The organism is Pannonibacter sp. Q-1 (assembly GCF_054073275.1).
The window spans coordinates 106,161-120,855 of the sequence record NZ_JBSXNB010000009.1 but is presented as its reverse complement, the minus strand read 5'-3'; the positions used below and the strand labels follow the sequence as shown (position 1 = coordinate 120,855).

The following is a 14,695-nucleotide window of genomic DNA, read 5'->3' as shown; positions in this document are numbered from 1 at the left end:
TTTCGGGAAAACCGGTGCCCACTTCTCCCTGACAAACGCCAAGATCAAGACGGAAAGCCTGGAGGAATTCCCCATATGACCCTTGTTCTGGCCAGCGGCAGCAGCATCCGCGCGACACTTCTGCGCAATGCCGGGCTTGATTTTGCCGTCGATCCGGCAGGCGTGGACGAGCGCGAGATCGAGCGCCCGCTGCTGGAGGCGGGCGCTGAACCGCAGGAAATCGCCCTTGTTCTCGGCAAGGCCAAGGCGCTGGATGTGGCGCTGCGCCGCCCTGGTGATCTTGTGATCGGCGCTGATCAGGTGCTGGGGCTCGGGAATACCCGCTTCACCAAACCCGCTGATCTTGCCGCCGCCCGCGCCCAGCTGGCGCTGCTCGCCGGCAAGACGCACGAGCTGCATTCGTCCGTGGTTGTGGCGAAAGGTGGGGAGGTGCTCTGGAGCCATATTTCCACCGCCCGCCTGCAGATGCGCGCCTTGAGCGATGCGGAGCTTGATGCCTATCTGGCGATAGCCGGATCTGCGGCCCTGTCGAGCGTCGGCTGCTATCAGCTGGAAGGCCTTGGCATCCGGTTGTTCGAGCGGATCGAGGGCGATTATTTCACCATTCTCGGGCTGCCGCTGCTGCCCCTTCTTGGATTCCTGCGGGAGAAGGGAGAAATCCATCCATGACTGCCATCCGCCGCGCCGCCATCACCGGCTGGCCCGTCACCCATTCCCGTTCGCCCCTCGTTCACGGCTACTGGCTGAAGAAGCACGGGCTTGAGGGGGAGTATATCCGGGTGGGCGTCGAGCCTGAAGGAGCCGAAGCCTTCTACCGGGATCTTGCCGCCGCTGGCCTCACCGGCGCCAATGTCACCGTGCCGCACAAGGAACTGGTGGCCGGGCTTTGCGACTGGCTGGACCCTGCTGCCGAGGCCATGGGCGCCGTCAACACGCTCTGGCTGGAAGACGGCCGCCTGATGGGCGCCAACACCGACGGGCTCGGCTTTCTGGGCAATCTCGACCAGTGGGCCCCGGGCTGGGACAAGGCCGGGGGCACTGCGGTGGTTCTGGGCGCAGGCGGCGCGGCCCGCGCGGTCATCTGGGCGCTGCTATCGCGTGGCTTCTCTGAAATCCATGTTGTCAACAGAACCGAGGAAAAAGCCAGGCTTCTGGCGGATCATTTCGGCTCCGCTGTTGTGGCTCATGGCTGGGACAAGCTGGGGACAGTCCTTGAACAAGCGTCTGTTCTCGTCAACACCACGTCACTGGGCATGACCGGCAAGCCGCCGCTGGAAATCGATCTTGCACCCCTGCCCCGTACGGCATTGGTGACGGACGCGGTCTACTCGCCGCTGCAGACGGATCTGCTGAAGGCAGCTTCCGAGCGGGGCAATCCCACGGTGGATGGTCTCGGCATGCTGCTGCATCAGGCGGTCTATGGCTTCGAGCGCTGGTTCGGCATCCGGCCGGAGGTGGATGCGGAGCTGCGCAGCCTCATCCTCAAAGATCTGGGTGTGACGGAATGATCCGCCTTGGCCTCACCGGGTCCATCGCCATGGGCAAGTCGGCCACCGCGAAGATGTTCGCCGAGGCCGGCGTGCCGGTGCATGACGCCGATGCCGCCGTGCATGCGCTCTACGCCGGGCGCGCCGTGCCGCTGATCGAGGCCGCCTTTCCCGGCACCACGGCGGATGGCAAGGTGGACCGCACGCGCCTGGGCGAAGCGGTGCTGGGTAAGCCGGAGGCCATCGCAAGGCTGGAAGCCATCATCCATCCGCTGGTGCATGAGGCCGAAGCAGACTTTCTCGCCAGGGCAAGGGCGGAAGGCCGCCGCATGGTGCTGCTGGATATTCCGCTGCTGTTCGAGACCGGCGGCGAAAGGCGGATGGATGCGGTGGTGGTCGTGTCTGCGCCGGCAGAGGTTCAGCGCGAGCGGGCCCTCGCCCGTCCCGGCATGACGGTGCAGCGGCTCGATGCCATCCTCGCCCGCCAGATGCCGGATGCGGACAAGCGCCGAAGGGCGCATTTCATCATTGAGACCGGTTCCGGCCTGGACCCGGCGCGCCGGGCGGTCCGTTCTGTCATCCGCGCGCTTTCCGGCAAAGCCTGAGCGGAAAAGCCCGAGGGCAAACGGCCAAGCGGCCGGGGAAAAGCCAAGGAAAGCCTTGCGTCCTGCCCCGTCCGTTCCCACACTCGCCCCGGAATACTGGCGGACGCCGGTGCATCAGGATGACAGACAGCCATGCGCGAGATTGCCTTCGATACCGAAACCACGGGCCTTGACCCGCGCAGCGGCGACCGGCTGGTGGAAATTGGCGGCGTGGAGCTGATCAACCACGTCGCCACTGGCCGCACCTTCCACGTCTACATCAACCCGGAACGGGATGTGCCGGAGGGCGCCTTCGCCGTTCACGGCCTCTCCACCGAGTTCCTTTCGGACAAGCCGAAGTTTGCGGAAGTTGCGGATGACTTCCTTGCCTTTGTCGGCGACGCGACGCTGGTGATCCACAACGCCTCGTTCGACATGGGCTTCATCAACATGGAGCTGGGGCGGCTCGGCCGACCGCCGATCCCGCAGAACCAGGTGCTTGATACGCTGGCCATGGCGCGGCGGAAGTTTTCCTCCGGCCCCTATTCGCTGGATGCGCTGTGCTCGCGTTTCGGCATCGACAATTCCCGCCGCACCAAGCACGGCGCGCTTCTCGACAGTGAGCTGCTGGCGGAGGTCTATCTGGAGCTGCTCGGCGGCCGCCAGACGGCGCTGGGGCTCATGGATGAGGCGGAACGCAAGTCCGGCGGTGCATCGCAAGAGACCGGCGGCCCGCTGGTGGCAGCCCCCGCCCGCCCCCGGCCCCAGCCGCTGGCACCACGGCTGACGGAGGAAGAAAAGGCCGCCCACGCGACTTTTATCTCTAAAATGGGGGACAGCGCCCTCTGGAAAAAATACGAGCCTGCGGGGGAATAAGGGGCTGGAGAGCTGTGCCTTGCGCAGGCGTCTCCCCCTTTCTCCGTCATGCCATGACTTGATCATGGCATCCATACCGTGACGCCAACGGCAAGTCAGGCCTTTGAAAAATAAACGTTTTCCTTCGCGCCGCATTTCATGTTCCTGTGCGTGTGCGGCAAGGGAATGGATGCCATGGGCGAGCCATGGCATGACGAATACGGCAGCGGTTGCCCCCTTTCAGCACCGCACCCGCGTGGCGGGCCGCAGCCAGCAAAAAGGCCGGAGAGCATCCCCTCCGGCCTCTTTTCAGATCCTGCACCGCACCTCAGAGCATCGACGGCAGCACGCGGTCCGGCGGGCGGTGGCCGTCCATGAAGGTCTTGATGTTGATGATGACCTTCTCGCCCATTTCGATACGGCCCTCGATGGTGGCCGAGCCCATATGCGGCAGCAGCAGCACGTTCGGCATCTGCGCCAGCTTCGGGTTCACGGCAGGCTCGTGCTCGAACACGTCGAGGCCGGCACCGGCCAGATCGCCGGACTCCAGCTGGCGGATCAGTGCGGTCTCGTCGATCACCTCGCCACGGGCCGTGTTGACCACATAGGCGTCCTTCTTCATCAGCTTCAGGCGGCGGGCCGAAAGCAGATGGAAGGTGCCGGGCGTGTGTGGGCAGTGGACCGACACGACATCCATGCGGGCCAGCATCTGGTCGAGGCTGTCCCAGTAGGTCGCTTCCAGCGCATCCTCGATGTCAGAATGCAGGCGGCGGCGGTTGTGATAGTGGATCGACATGCCGAAGGCCTTGGCGCGGCGGGCAACGGCCTGGCCGATCCGGCCCATGCCGATGATGCCGAGGCGCTTGCCCCAGATGCGGCGGCCCATCATCCAGGTGGGTGACCAGCCGGTCCACTCACCCTTTTCCATCACCTTCATGCCTTCAGCGATCCGGCGCGGCACGGCCAGGATCAGCGCCATGGTCATGTCGGCGGTGTCTTCGGTCAGCACCCCCGGCGTGTTGGTGACGTTGATGCCGCGGTTGTTGGCGCTGACCACGTCGATGTTGTCGACGCCATTGCCAAAGTTGGCGATGAGCTTGAGGTTTGGCCCGGCCTGGGACAGCACGGCAGCGTCAATCCGGTCCGTCACCGTGGGCACCAGCACATCGGCCGTCCGCACGGCCTCCACGAGCTCGGCCTGCGTCATCGGCCGGTCGCTTTCGTTGAGGCGGGTTTCGAACAGCTCTCGCATCCGCGTCTCGACCACATCGGGAAGCTTGCGCGTCACGACAACCAAAGGCTTCTTCTTGCCCATGCCACTAGCCTTCTGCGTTGCGTTGAGGGTGCTTTAACCCTAACGGACCTAGGTTCTCACCGTGCGGTATCCCCGCATGGCGGTTCGCTCCTGTTTTCCTTATCAGATGGCCTGCGAGAAACAAGGGGACCAGCCCTTCGGCCAGTATCGACCTTGGTCGGGTGCTGAAGGCCGCAGGCGGAATTTGAGGGACAAAACCGCACCGCTGCATCTGGCCACGGGGGGTGGCTTTCGCTAAAGGGAACGCAGAAGAGGTGAATGAGGACGGCATGACCCGGTTTGATCAGACCCTGTCTGGCACGATAGCCCGCAAACTCCGGCTGCTGGCCGCCGCTGCCGCGGCGCTGGTGCTCGTTGCGCCGCAGGCTCTGGCGCAAACCGCCCAGACCGGCTCCACCGGGCTGCCGCTTCCCCGTTTCGTCAGCATCAAGTCTGACCGGGCAAATGTGCGCATGGGCCCCTCGCGCGAGCATGAGGTGTCCTGGACCTATGTTCAGGGCGGCCTGCCGGTGGAAATCACACAGGAATTCGAGAACTGGCGCCGGGTGCGCGACTGGGAAGGCAAGGAAGGCTGGCTGTTCCACACCCTGCTCTCGTCGCGCCGGACGGCGCTCGTGACGCCCTGGGAGCAAAGCGAGAATACGCCGCTGCATGTGGAGCCGCGTCCGGAGGCGGCCATCAGGGCCTATCTGGCGCCCAAGGTACTGACGGACATCAAGTCCTGCAATGGCACCTGGTGCCGCGTTCAGGGCCGCGGGTATGACGGCTGGGTGGAGCAGGTGCGGCTGTTCGGCGTCTATCCGAATGAGAAGATCAGCAACTGACCGGATGCCGTTCTGTCAGCAGCAGATATGACAAAGGGGCCGAACGGGCCCCTTTGCTGTTTCACGAGACTGTTTCACGTGAATCGCTTTGCAGGATCATCAGTCGTCGCTGCGGTCCTGACGCTTCAGCTCGTCGAGACGCGGCATGGACACGATGTTGTAGCCGCTGTCGACGAAATGAATCTCGCCGGTCACGCCGCCCGAAAGTTCGGACAGGAGATAGAGGCCCGAGCCGCCGATCTCGTCCAGCGTCACGGTGCGGGCCAGCGGCGAATGGCGCTTCTGGAAATTGTACATCAGGCGCGAATCCGAGATGACCGAACCGGCGAGCGTGCGCACGGGACCGGCGGAAATCGCGTTGATGCGGATGCCCTGCTCGCCGTAATCCATCGCCAGATAACGCACGGAAGATTCCAGCGCCGCCTTGGCAACGCCCATGACGTTGTAGTTCGGCATGACGCGGGTGGAGCCGCCATAGGTCAGCGTCACCACGGAACCGCCGTCCGGCATGATGGCCGCTGCACGCTTCACGATCTCGGTGAAGGAGAAGCAGGAAATCAGCAGCGCCTTGCTGAAATTGTCGCGGCTGGTGTCCGCATAGCGGCCGCGCAGCTCGGTCTTGTCCGCATAGGCAATGGCATGAACGAGGAAATCGATCTTGCCCCACTTTTCCTTCAGCACGTCAAAGACGTTGTCGACGGAAGCAATGTCTTCCACGTCGCAGGGCAGCAGGATGCTGGAGCCGATGGACTCGGCCAGTGGCTTGATGCGCTTTCCGAAAGCCTCACCCTGATAGGTGAAGGCCATCTCGGCGCCGTGTGCGGCAAGGGTCTTGGCAATGCCCCATGCAATGGAGTGGTCATTGGCGACACCCATGACAAGCCCGCGCTTGCCCTTCATCAGCCCTTCCATAAAAAACTCCTGTCGGACCGCCTTTAAGGCGCGCGGGAGACGTCTCGAACGTCCCCGCCGCGCCGGCAATCAATCTGTTTAAGCGTATCGTTTGAAAACCACGGAGGCGTTGGTGCCGCCAAAGCCGAAGCCGTTGGACAGAACGCAATCAAGCTTGGCGTTGTCGACGCGCTCGCGCACGATCGGCATATCCGCAAAGGCGGGATCAATGGTTTCGATATGGGCCGAGGCCGCGATGAAATTGTGCTGCATCATCAGGATCGAATAGATCGCTTCATGCACGCCTGCCGCCCCCAGCGAGTGGCCCGAAAGGGCCTTGGTGGCGGAAATCTGCGGGATCTTGTCGCCGAACACGGCACGGATCGCCTCGATCTCCTTGATGTCACCCACCGGCGTGGAAGTGGCATGCGGATTGAGGTAGTCCACCGGCAGGTCCACGGTGGACAGGGCAAGGCGCATGCAGCGCTCGGCGCCTTCACCCGAGGGAGCCACCATGTCGTAACCGTCAGAGGTTGCGCCATAACCCACGATCTCGGCATAGATCTTGGCACCGCGCGCCTTGGCGTGCTCCAGCTCTTCCAGAACCAGCACACCGGCACCGCCGGCGATGACGAAACCGTCGCGGTTGGCATCATAGGGGCGCGAGGCGGTGGACGGTGTCTCGTTGTACTTGGACGACATGGCGCCCATGGCGTCAAACAGGGAGGAGAGCGTCCAGTCCAGTTCCTCGCCGCCGCCGGCAAAGACGATGTCCTGCTTGCCCCACTGGATCAGCTCGGCCGCATTGCCGATGCAGATGTTGGTGGTCGCGCAGGCTGCGGAGATGGAATAGTTCACGCCGCGGATCTTGAACGGGGTGGCCAGCGTCGCCGAGTTGGTCGAGGACATGGCTTTCGGCACGGCCGTCGGTCCGATGCGCTTCGGGCCTTTCGTGCGGGTGATATCCGCCGCTTCCACGATGGCAGGGGTCGACGGGCCGCCAGAGCCCATGATGATGCCGGTGCGCTCGTTGGAGACGTCGCCGTCCTCAAGGCCTGCATCGGCAATCGCCTGCTGCATGGCGATGTAGTTCCAGGCGGCGCCCTGACCCATGAAACGGGTAGTGCGGCGGTCCAGCGCCTCGAAGGGGTTCAGCTTCGGAGCGCCGTGCACCTGGCAGCGGAAGCCGAGATCGGCGTATTCCTGCGCCTTGACGATGCCGGAACGGCCCGCCTGCAGGCTCTCCAGAACCTCCTGAGCCGTGTCGCCAATCGAGGACACGATACCCATGCCGGTAACAACCACCCGCCTCATCGCGGTCTCCTGTCTTTCCAGGCTGCCCATGCGCGCGGCGGCGCGGCAGCAAACTCATTCGTCAGATGTTGGATGGGCGCGGACATGCCGCACCCACGGGCTGATATGGTATCAGGTCTTGGCGAGGCCAACCCGCAGGTCGGTCGCCTTGTAGATCTGCTCGCCATCGGCCTTCAGCCAGCCATCCGCGATGCCGAGCACGAGCTTGCCCTTCATGATGCGCTTGAAATCGACGCCATACTCGACCTTCTTGACCGACGGCGTGACCATGCCCTTGAACTTCACCTCGCCGGTGGACAGGGCCATGCCCTTGCCCTCGAGCCCGAGCCAGCCAAGGTAGAAACCGGTCAGCTGCCACAGGGCATCAAGGCCGAGGCAGCCCGGCATCACCGGATTGCCCTGGAAGTGGCAGGGGAAGAACCACAGGTCCGGATTGATGTCGAATTCGGCGCGCGCAAAGCCCTTGTCAAACTCGCCGCCGGTCTCGGAAAGCTCCGTGATCCGGTCGAACATCAGCATGGGCGGCAGCGGCAGCTGCGCGTTGCCGGGTCCGAACAATTCCCCGCGTGCACAGGCAAGGAGGTCTTCATATTCGTAGCTCGAGCGCCGATCGGTCATTCCGTTCCCGTTTATCTTGTTGTTCTGCCCGCCCGGTGAGGCTTGCATTTTCTGCCGCAGGGGCAAGCGGTTCTGCAGTCATGTGTTCGAGGCCTTCCTAACACAGCAGGTGCAGCTTCGAAAGATCACCAAACGCACAAGACGGGCGAAAGCGGGGCCTGAAGGCAAGGATATCGCTGCGTCACTTGCTGCGGAGCCCTCTTCCGGGGCCTTAATGCGGCCTGTAGCTCGCCGGACTGAAGCACGCAGGGCTGCTTCTGCGGCCCGCCGGGGCCGTTTCATCACGCCGGCGGGAGGACATTTGACCGGCAATTCAAGGAAAAACTTGCATTCCCGGTCCAAGAAATGGCAAAATTGAATTGTTGATATGAAAAAGTCCCCTACAAAGGGCCATAGAGACCATCAGGACAGGCCTTCAAAGCACCGCGCTGCGAATGCCTATGAATAGCACTAGGTTCCGCCGCTGAGGCTGGCCGACGAGACAGAGATCCAAAGTCAGATATGACCGCGCCCGATCACGCCGACCACCACCACAGCCATGATGTGACTGAAATGCTGCGCGATTCCGGGCTGCGCCCGACGCGTCAGCGTGTCGCTCTTGCTGAATTGCTCTATTCCAAGGGCCACCGCCACATCTCTGCGGAAATCCTGCATGAGGAGGCGGTCCGCGCCTCCGTACCGGTGTCACTGGCGACGGTCTACAACACCCTGCACCAGTTCACCGAAGCCGGCCTGCTGCGGGAAGTCGCCATCGACGGCACCAAGACCTATTTCGACACCAACGTCCACGATCACCATCACTTCTTCATTGAAGGCGAAAACCGGGTCGTCGACATTCCGCACGATGGCATCGGCATCGGCCGTGTGCCCCAGGCCCCCGAGGGCATGGAGATCGTGCGTATCGACGTGGTGGTGCGGGTGCGTCCGAAGGGCGCAGCCTGATCTTTCAGGCCGCGCGCTCCCATCTTTCCCTTTCGAGGCAATGCAGCAGTTGCGGCCGTCCCGGCGCGTTCGGCAGGCGGTAATCCTGCACGGCTACCTCAAAGCCGAGGCGGGCCAGCAGACTGTTTGACGCCTCGTTCCCCGGACTGGTGATGGCGAGAACACGCGGCAGGGCCAGCGTTCCGAAGCCATAGGCGAGCACGGCCCGGGAGGCCGCCATGGCATGTCCCTGTCCGCGCGCTTCCGGCAGCAGGGCATAGCCCAGATCCGGCAGATCCAGATTGTCACGTTTGGCAAGGCCCGCCATGCCCAGCGCCGCGCCGCCCGCCTTGTCAGAGATCACCCAGAAGCCGTAGTTGCCGCGCCGGTAGGCCGGGCGGATGGCACTGCGGATGTAGTTGCGGGCATCTTCAACCTGTCTCAGGCCCCGGTCGCCGATATGTTCGATGAACGCGGCATCGTTCATCAGCCGCATGAGGAACTCAGCGTCGGAAAGTTCGAACTGGCGGAAGGAAAGCTGCGGACAGTCCGGGATCTTCATGATGCCGCAGGTGCCCCTGCTTCTGCTCCTGCCTGTGTCCCGGCCTGTCTTGCGGCAATCTCCGCCGCCGTGCGCAGCGCAATGTCCGGCACCGCATCCATCGGCACCTTCTCGTGGCTCTTGCACAGGTCATAGATCAGGCAGCGCGCGCATTCCGGCTTGCGGGCCTTGCAGATGTAACGGCCATGCAGGATCAGCCAGTGATGGGCGTGCAGCCCATATTCGGCCGGCACGATCTTCTCCATCGCCAGTTCGACCGCCAGCGGCGTCTTGCCGGGAGCAATGCCGATGCGGTTGCCCAGGCGGAACAGATGCGTGTCCACCGCAATGGTCGGATGACCAAAGGCCATGTTCAGCACCACATTCGCCGTCTTGCGGCCAACGCCGGGCAGCGCCTCCAGCGCCTCGCGGCTTTCCGGCACCTCGCCGCCGTGATCACGCAGCAGCTGTTCGCACAGGGCGATGACATTCTTCGCCTTGGTCTTGAACAGGCCGATGGTGCGGATTTCCTCGCGCACCCGGTCCTCGCCCAGCGCCAGCATCTTCTCCGGCGTATCGGCAATGCGGAACAGGGTTTTTGTCGCCCGGTTCACGCCCACATCCGTTGCCTGCGCCGACAAGACCACCGCAACCAGCAGCGTGAAGGCATTCACATGGTCCAGTTCGCCCTTGGGCTCCGGATTGTCCGTGTGGAACCGGTCGAAGATCGCGTGGATTTCGGCCTTCGTGTAGCGCGGCGCCGCTTGCTTGCGCCGTGCCGGAGCGGGCGTTTTCGCCGCCGCCGCAGCGGTCTTGCTCTTTTTTGGTGCTTTTGTGATCTTTGCTTGCGTCATGCCTCCTCTATAAAGCTTTCTCATGAGCGGCACCAAGAGCAATCCTGACGGTCCTGATGACGCGGCGCTGGCACCGGGCGAGCGGCCGCTCTTTGCTGCCGTGCTGACGCCGCACCGCTCGCTGGGGCCAAAGGGCTTTCTGGTGCTGATGCTGGCCACGGGGGCGGTCTGTTTCGCCGCCGGGCTTTTGTTCCTCTCCATCGGCGCATGGCCGGTCTTCGGTTTCTTCGGGCTCGATGTGCTGCTGGTCTGGATGGCCTTCCGGCTGAACTATGCGGCGGCCAACCGCTGCGAGGAAGTGACGGTCAGCGCACACGAGATTGTCGTCCGCAAGACCGGGCCGGGCCGTCAGCGGCAGGAATACCGCTTCAACCCCTTCTGGGTGCGGCTTTCGGTGATGCGGCTTGAAGATGAAGGCGTCACCCGGATCACCCTGAGCGCCCGCGGTGACACCATAGGCATCGGCGACTTCCTCAACCCGCCGGACCGCACAAGCTTTGCCACGGCCTTTGCCGCAGCCATTGCCGATGCCAAGGCGGGGCGTATCCCGGCCGTTTCCTGATATTGGACCCATAATTTGCCGCGAATCCGCCTTCCGGTTCCCGTCCGTGAGGCGTATCACTCTGGTCTGGGTATCTTGGGGAGGCTTTCATGAAGTTCTGGCTGGGGGCCGCTGTGGCCATGGGCATTGCGCTGCTTTTGGGTGGCTGCGACACGGTTTCCAAGGAACAGTGCCAGGCCGGGGACTGGCGTGCGCTGGGCCGGGCGGATGCGGCCTCCGGCCATGCGGCCAACCGTATCTCCAAGGTGGCGGAAGACTGCGGCCAGTATGGCATTTCCCCTGATCCGGCGGCCTACCAGTCCGGCTGGCAGGAGGGTGTGCAGATCTATTGCACCCCGCTCAACGGCTTCAACATTGGCCGCCAGGGCGACAGCAAGTCGGATATCTGCCCGCCCGCTCTCGCCGGTCAGTTTGAATATGCCTATCAGCTCGGCAACCGCATCTATTCCGCCCGGCGGGAGGTCGAGAATGTCGAATCCCGCCTGCGGTATCTGGAATCCTCCACAGACAGCGCCCGCTTCGACCTGTCGCGGCTCGACTGCGGCTCCGGCAGTCCCGACGAACGTAACGCCTGCCGCCAGAAGGCAGACCGCCTCCGCGACCGGATCAGCGACAGCCGGTTCGAGATCCAGGACCTGCGCTTCCGTCTGATGCAGCGGCAGGGCGAATATGCGGCAACGGAAGCGGCCGTCAACGCCGAGGCCCGGCGTCTCATTTCCGGCTACGGCGGCTGAGGCCGCACGGGCGCCTCAGCTTGCACCCCGCGGCGGGCGCAGCTGGCTGAGGGCCACCAGCACGGCAAGGCCGCTGCCGGCTGCCACGAAGACAACGGTGCGGAAATCAAAGGCGCTGGCGATCAGCCCCATGGAGACCGAGCCGATGAAGGAGCCGAGAAACAGCCCGTTCATGTAGAGCGCGGTGGCCCGCCCCGGCTTGTCCGGCGCATAGCTCTGCACGAAGGAAATCGCGACCCCGGCGAAAAGGCCATAGTAAAGCCCCTCGATGGCCGAGAGGATCACCACATGCAGCACGCTGCTGATCTGGGTGAACAGCAGGAAGGTGACCACAGCGAGCAGCGAAGCACCATAGAGCACCGTTCTTGAGCCGAAACGCGCGGCAATGCGCGCGGCAAGGAAAATGGCGATGACCTCGACGATGCACTTGAAGGACAGCGACAGGCCGGGCGTGTAGCCGGGCAGGCCCACTTCCCTGACATAATAGAGCGGCATGGCGGCGGTGAAGAGCACATTGCCAACGGCAAAAAGCGTGCAGGTGAAAGCTGCCAGCAGGATGGGCCAGTCGATGCCCTCCAGCGCAGCCGTGCCGCGCGGGCGCTGCGGCGCGCGGAAATCCCCCGGCACGCCCAGATGCCACAGCACAAGCCAGATCACCGCAAGGCCTGCCGAAATCAGATAGGCCACCCGGAAACCGGCGAGATCAAACAGAATGAAGGTCATGGACGGCCCGATGACCCAGGCCAGCGACACGACCATGCGCAGCCAGGCGTTATACTCGGCAATATCAAGGCCGGTCCGCTCTGCATAAAGCCGGCCGTAGGTGAATTCGGTCGAGGTCGCGCCATTGGCCACCGCCATGATGGGCGCACCGGCAAGCACCAGCACCAGAAAATCCGGAATGGCCGCAAGCAGCAGTGCCATTGCCATATAAGCCAGGATCGAGATCAGCAGCAGCGGCTTCACCGCCACCGCGCCATCCAGCTTTTCGCCAAAGGTCCGGTTCACCACCATGGTCAGCGGCGCCACGAGCCCGGTGTAAAGGCCGATCTGCCAGGGCTCCTGCTTCAACCCTTCGACGATGAAATAGCCCATCGCCGGAATGAGCGAAGAGGTGCACAGCGCGCCGAAAAAGACGAGCAGCAGGATGAGGACTGCCTGACGGGGCAGCTGCAGGACGAAAGACATGAGACGGTCCGGGCCGGTCAAACCGGCAAGGGCAAGGCGCAGCACACGGTCTGCACCCTGAATGGAGGGACCACCAGAATAAGGTGATTTGACGGCTTTGCGCCAGTCCTTCGTGGGGAAAGTGCTGCCCCCGGCCGTGCACAGCCTGGGGCAGCCGGGACGCAGGGCGGTTTCCCTTTTGCTGGAATTGCTCTAGCGGCCAAATCCGGATTGCTGCGGCAGCCAGAGGGCCAGCTGCGGAAACAGCCAAACCATGAAGAGGCCGAAGATCAGGATGCCGACATAAGGCGCGGCCCCGCGCATGATGTCGATCAGCGGCGCCCCCGTGATCCCCTTGAGAACGAACAGGTTCATGCCGACAGGCGGCGTGATCAGGGCAAGCTCAAGGTTGATCATCAGCATGATGCCGTACCAGACCGGATCAATGCCAAGGGCCAGCATGGACGGCAGGATGATTGGTGTGGTGATCAGGATGATCGCGATCGTTTCCAGAAACATCCCCAGGATGAAGATCGCAATCATGACCGCCAGAAGGAAGCCCGTCTGGGACAGTTCGAGCGCCGTCACGGTTTCCATCACTTCGGCAGGAAGCCGGATGATGGTGATGGCATGGCCGAACATGCCGGCAGCCGCGATGATCATGAACAGCATGGCGCAGGTGCGCATGGTCTGCCAGAGGCACTCCCCGAGATCGCGCAGCGAAACGTTCCGGTACACGAGCAGAGCGACGAGCAGCGCATAGGCGGCACCCACTGCGGCTGCTTCGGCGGCTGTGAAGATGCCGAAATAGATGCCGCCCAGAATGACCGGTGGCATCATGACGGCCCAGATCGACTTCCAGAAGGCCGCAAGGACGGCGCGTGTGCCTGGCCAGTCCTGTGCCTGTGTTTCGCCATGGGCGTTCGCCTGAACCCAGGAGAAGATGGCGAAGAGGAGTGCGATCAGCAGGCCGGGCACGATTCCGGCGAGGAACAGGCCGCCGATCGAGGCATTGGTGACGACCGCATAAAGGATCATCGGCCCGGAGGGCGGAATGAGGATACCGAGCGTGCCGCCTGCGGCAATGATGCCGTAGGTGTCGCGCGGGCGGTAGCCGAACCGCTGCATCTGCGGAATGGCGGTGGTGCCGATGGTGAGTGCGGTGGCCACGGAGGAGCCGGAAATCGTGGCAAAGATCGTGCAGCAGAGGATGGTGGCAAAGCCGAGCCCGCCCTTGACGTGGCCGACCAGCTTGTTCGACATCTCGTAGAGATCGTCGACGACCTTCGCCTTGATCATCACATGCGCCATGAAGGCGAACATCGGGATGGTGGCGAGCAGCGGATTATTGAGCGAGGCAAAGACCGTGTCGGCCATCGACCAGACCTTGCCCTCGAAAAGCCAGAGAATGGCAAGCGAGGTAAGCCCGAGGGCCGCGAAGATCGGTATGCCTGTCAGAAGCACGGCGGCCAGAACGGCGATGATGATGAGGGTCATGTCCGGCCTCCACGCAGGAGAATGAAGAGACGCGCCAGGCACACCAGCAGGATCAGTCCGCCGCCTGCGATCATCGCCGATTGGGGGATCCACATGGGCAGTTCGAGATAGCCGGGCGAATAGGCGCCGAAGCGGCGCGAAAACGACACCGTGTGCCAGGCGGTCACCAGCAGCGCAGCTGCAAAGGCCAGCACCGAAATCTGCGCCCAGATGTCGAGCCAGCGGCGCAGACGCGGCGGCGCCTTGTCGAGGATGATGTCGATGCGGATATGATCGTTCCGGCGCGATGCCTCAGCCGCGCCGAACATGACGATGGCCACAACGAAAAAGCCGGTCGCCTCCTCGACACCGGCGATGGGCTGGCCAATCACGTACCGCATCCACACGCCAACGCCGGTGATGATCAGCACCACCAGGATCAGCGCAGAGCTTATCAGACCTCCGGCGCCGGAAATCGCGGCGGCGAAACGGTCGAGGGGTGAGGAGGAGGCGCCCGCCTCCTCCCCCCTTTCAGCAGGATCCCGCATCGGA

At 63.5% G+C, this 14,695-nt stretch carries 17 protein-coding genes; 8 read left to right on the top strand and 9 right to left on the bottom strand.

Features of this window, described 5'->3' with window-relative positions:
- Window positions 1-75: 75 nt before the first annotated feature.
- The 4 genes from ACVNHC_RS21670 to dnaQ all read left to right on the top strand — a co-directional run bounded on the left by ACVNHC_RS21670 (window position 76) and on the right by dnaQ (window position 2,947).
- Window positions 76-669, top strand: coding sequence for a Maf family protein (locus ACVNHC_RS21670; RefSeq protein ID WP_457169414.1), 594 nt, complete (start codon window positions 76-78; stop codon window positions 667-669).
- Window positions 666-1,508 (top strand): shikimate dehydrogenase, encoded by an 843-nt coding sequence (locus ACVNHC_RS21665; protein ID WP_457169412.1) that lies wholly within the window; start codon window positions 666-668, stop codon window positions 1,506-1,508. Before ACVNHC_RS21670 ends, ACVNHC_RS21665 begins: the two co-directional genes overlap by 4 nt.
- A complete protein-coding gene (coaE, locus tag ACVNHC_RS21660; RefSeq protein ID WP_457169410.1) occupies window positions 1,505-2,092 on the top strand; it encodes a dephospho-CoA kinase in 588 nt (195 codons plus the stop codon). Before ACVNHC_RS21665 ends, coaE begins: the two co-directional genes overlap by 4 nt.
- A gap of 132 nt (window positions 2,093-2,224) precedes the next feature.
- The gene (gene dnaQ, locus ACVNHC_RS21655) at window positions 2,225-2,947 is read left to right on the top strand and encodes a DNA polymerase III subunit epsilon (RefSeq protein WP_457169408.1); all 723 of its coding nucleotides are present in this window, start codon (window positions 2,225-2,227) and stop codon (window positions 2,945-2,947) included.
- Window positions 2,948-3,254: 307 nt separating this feature from the next.
- Here the strand turns inward: dnaQ and ACVNHC_RS21650 are convergent, their stop codons facing one another.
- Window positions 3,255-4,241, bottom strand: a complete 987-nt coding sequence (locus tag ACVNHC_RS21650) for a 2-hydroxyacid dehydrogenase (protein WP_050474026.1) — start codon at window positions 4,239-4,241, stop codon at window positions 3,255-3,257.
- Between the two features lie 269 nt (window positions 4,242-4,510).
- Here ACVNHC_RS21650 and ACVNHC_RS21645 point away from each other — a divergent pair, with 269 nt between their 5' ends.
- Window positions 4,511-5,065 (top strand): SH3 domain-containing protein, encoded by a 555-nt coding sequence (locus tag ACVNHC_RS21645; protein ID WP_457169405.1) that lies wholly within the window; start codon window positions 4,511-4,513, stop codon window positions 5,063-5,065.
- Between the two features lie 99 nt (window positions 5,066-5,164).
- Here ACVNHC_RS21645 and fabI read toward each other — a convergent pair whose 3' ends face one another.
- The 3 genes from fabI to fabA all read right to left on the bottom strand — a co-directional run bounded on the left by fabI (window position 5,165) and on the right by fabA (window position 7,888).
- Window positions 5,165-5,977: an enoyl-ACP reductase FabI gene (fabI, locus tag ACVNHC_RS21640; protein WP_019964299.1), complete on the bottom strand. Its 813-nt coding sequence runs from the start codon at window positions 5,975-5,977 to the stop codon at window positions 5,165-5,167.
- A 78-nt stretch (window positions 5,978-6,055) separates the two neighbouring features.
- The gene (gene fabB / locus ACVNHC_RS21635) at window positions 6,056-7,270 is read right to left on the bottom strand and encodes a beta-ketoacyl-ACP synthase I (RefSeq protein ID WP_122522674.1); all 1,215 of its coding nucleotides are present in this window, start codon (window positions 7,268-7,270) and stop codon (window positions 6,056-6,058) included.
- 111 nt (window positions 7,271-7,381) lie between these two features.
- Window positions 7,382-7,888, bottom strand: a complete 507-nt coding sequence (fabA, locus tag ACVNHC_RS21630) for a 3-hydroxyacyl-[acyl-carrier-protein] dehydratase FabA (protein ID WP_094462559.1) — start codon at window positions 7,886-7,888, stop codon at window positions 7,382-7,384.
- 501 nt (window positions 7,889-8,389) lie between these two features.
- On the opposite strand from fabA, the gene irrA reads away from it, so the two are divergent.
- Complete coding sequence (gene irrA / locus ACVNHC_RS21625) at window positions 8,390-8,830, top strand: iron response transcriptional regulator IrrA (protein WP_050474023.1); 441 nt, start codon at window positions 8,390-8,392, stop codon at window positions 8,828-8,830.
- 4 nt (window positions 8,831-8,834) lie between these two features.
- On the opposite strand, the gene ACVNHC_RS21620 is transcribed toward irrA, so the two are convergent.
- Both ACVNHC_RS21620 and nth read right to left on the bottom strand, forming a co-directional pair.
- The gene (locus ACVNHC_RS21620; RefSeq protein WP_050474022.1) at window positions 8,835-9,371 is read right to left on the bottom strand and encodes a GNAT family N-acetyltransferase; all 537 of its coding nucleotides are present in this window, start codon (window positions 9,369-9,371) and stop codon (window positions 8,835-8,837) included.
- Entirely contained in the window at window positions 9,368-10,204 is an 837-nt protein-coding gene (gene nth, locus ACVNHC_RS21615) for an endonuclease III (RefSeq protein WP_186391405.1), read from the bottom strand. The genes ACVNHC_RS21620 and nth overlap by 4 nt, the downstream gene beginning before the upstream one ends.
- Window positions 10,205-10,226: 22 nt before the next feature.
- Between nth and ACVNHC_RS21610 the strand changes: the two genes are divergently transcribed.
- Both ACVNHC_RS21610 and ACVNHC_RS21605 read left to right on the top strand, forming a co-directional pair.
- Window positions 10,227-10,766, top strand: coding sequence for a DUF2244 domain-containing protein (locus tag ACVNHC_RS21610; RefSeq protein ID WP_186391406.1), 540 nt, complete (start codon window positions 10,227-10,229; stop codon window positions 10,764-10,766).
- 89 nt (window positions 10,767-10,855) lie between these two features.
- Window positions 10,856-11,500 carry a DUF2799 domain-containing protein gene (locus tag ACVNHC_RS21605; RefSeq protein WP_457169401.1) on the top strand — a complete coding sequence of 215 codons (645 nt, stop codon included), beginning with the start codon at window positions 10,856-10,858 and terminating at the stop codon, window positions 11,498-11,500.
- 15 nt (window positions 11,501-11,515) lie between these two features.
- Here ACVNHC_RS21605 and ACVNHC_RS21600 read toward each other — a convergent pair whose 3' ends face one another.
- The 3 genes from ACVNHC_RS21600 to ACVNHC_RS21590 form a co-directional block, all read right to left on the bottom strand.
- Window positions 11,516-12,688, bottom strand: a complete 1,173-nt coding sequence (locus tag ACVNHC_RS21600; protein WP_374629649.1) for an MFS transporter — start codon at window positions 12,686-12,688, stop codon at window positions 11,516-11,518.
- A gap of 192 nt (window positions 12,689-12,880) precedes the next feature.
- Window positions 12,881-14,164: a TRAP transporter large permease gene (locus ACVNHC_RS21595; protein ID WP_094462562.1), complete on the bottom strand. Its 1,284-nt coding sequence runs from the start codon at window positions 14,162-14,164 to the stop codon at window positions 12,881-12,883.
- On the bottom strand, window positions 14,161-14,691 hold the full coding sequence (locus ACVNHC_RS21590) for a TRAP transporter small permease (protein WP_050474017.1): 531 nt from the start codon (window positions 14,689-14,691) through the stop codon (window positions 14,161-14,163). The genes ACVNHC_RS21595 and ACVNHC_RS21590 overlap by 4 nt, the downstream gene beginning before the upstream one ends.
- Window positions 14,692-14,695 lie beyond the last annotated feature (4 nt).

Bases quoted from the DNA above. Each gene is read 5' to 3' on its own strand.
- ACVNHC_RS21670 (WP_457169414.1), top strand. From the start codon at position 76: ATGACCCTTGTTCTGGCCAGCGGCAGCAGCATCCGCGCGACACTTCTG.
- ACVNHC_RS21665 (WP_457169412.1), top strand. From the start codon at position 666: ATGACTGCCATCCGCCGCGCCGCCATCACCGGCTGGCCCGTCACCCAT.
- coaE (WP_457169410.1), top strand. From the start codon at position 1,505: ATGATCCGCCTTGGCCTCACCGGGTCCATCGCCATGGGCAAGTCGGCC.
- dnaQ (WP_457169408.1), top strand. From the start codon at position 2,225: ATGCGCGAGATTGCCTTCGATACCGAAACCACGGGCCTTGACCCGCGC.
- ACVNHC_RS21650 (WP_050474026.1), bottom strand. From the start codon at position 4,241: ATGGGCAAGAAGAAGCCTTTGGTTGTCGTGACGCGCAAGCTTCCCGAT.
- ACVNHC_RS21645 (WP_457169405.1), top strand. From the start codon at position 4,511: ATGACCCGGTTTGATCAGACCCTGTCTGGCACGATAGCCCGCAAACTC.
- fabI (WP_019964299.1), bottom strand. From the start codon at position 5,977: ATGGAAGGGCTGATGAAGGGCAAGCGCGGGCTTGTCATGGGTGTCGCC.
- fabB (WP_122522674.1), bottom strand. From the start codon at position 7,270: ATGAGGCGGGTGGTTGTTACCGGCATGGGTATCGTGTCCTCGATTGGC.
- fabA (WP_094462559.1), bottom strand. From the start codon at position 7,888: ATGACCGATCGGCGCTCGAGCTACGAATATGAAGACCTCCTTGCCTGT.
- irrA (WP_050474023.1), top strand. From the start codon at position 8,390: ATGACCGCGCCCGATCACGCCGACCACCACCACAGCCATGATGTGACT.
- ACVNHC_RS21620 (WP_050474022.1), bottom strand. From the start codon at position 9,371: ATGAAGATCCCGGACTGTCCGCAGCTTTCCTTCCGCCAGTTCGAACTT.
- nth (WP_186391405.1), bottom strand. From the start codon at position 10,204: ATGACGCAAGCAAAGATCACAAAAGCACCAAAAAAGAGCAAGACCGCT.
- ACVNHC_RS21610 (WP_186391406.1), top strand. From the start codon at position 10,227: ATGAGCGGCACCAAGAGCAATCCTGACGGTCCTGATGACGCGGCGCTG.
- ACVNHC_RS21605 (WP_457169401.1), top strand. From the start codon at position 10,856: ATGAAGTTCTGGCTGGGGGCCGCTGTGGCCATGGGCATTGCGCTGCTT.
- ACVNHC_RS21600 (WP_374629649.1), bottom strand. From the start codon at position 12,688: ATGTCTTTCGTCCTGCAGCTGCCCCGTCAGGCAGTCCTCATCCTGCTG.
- ACVNHC_RS21595 (WP_094462562.1), bottom strand. From the start codon at position 14,164: ATGACCCTCATCATCATCGCCGTTCTGGCCGCCGTGCTTCTGACAGGC.
- ACVNHC_RS21590 (WP_050474017.1), bottom strand. From the start codon at position 14,691: ATGCGGGATCCTGCTGAAAGGGGGGAGGAGGCGGGCGCCTCCTCCTCA.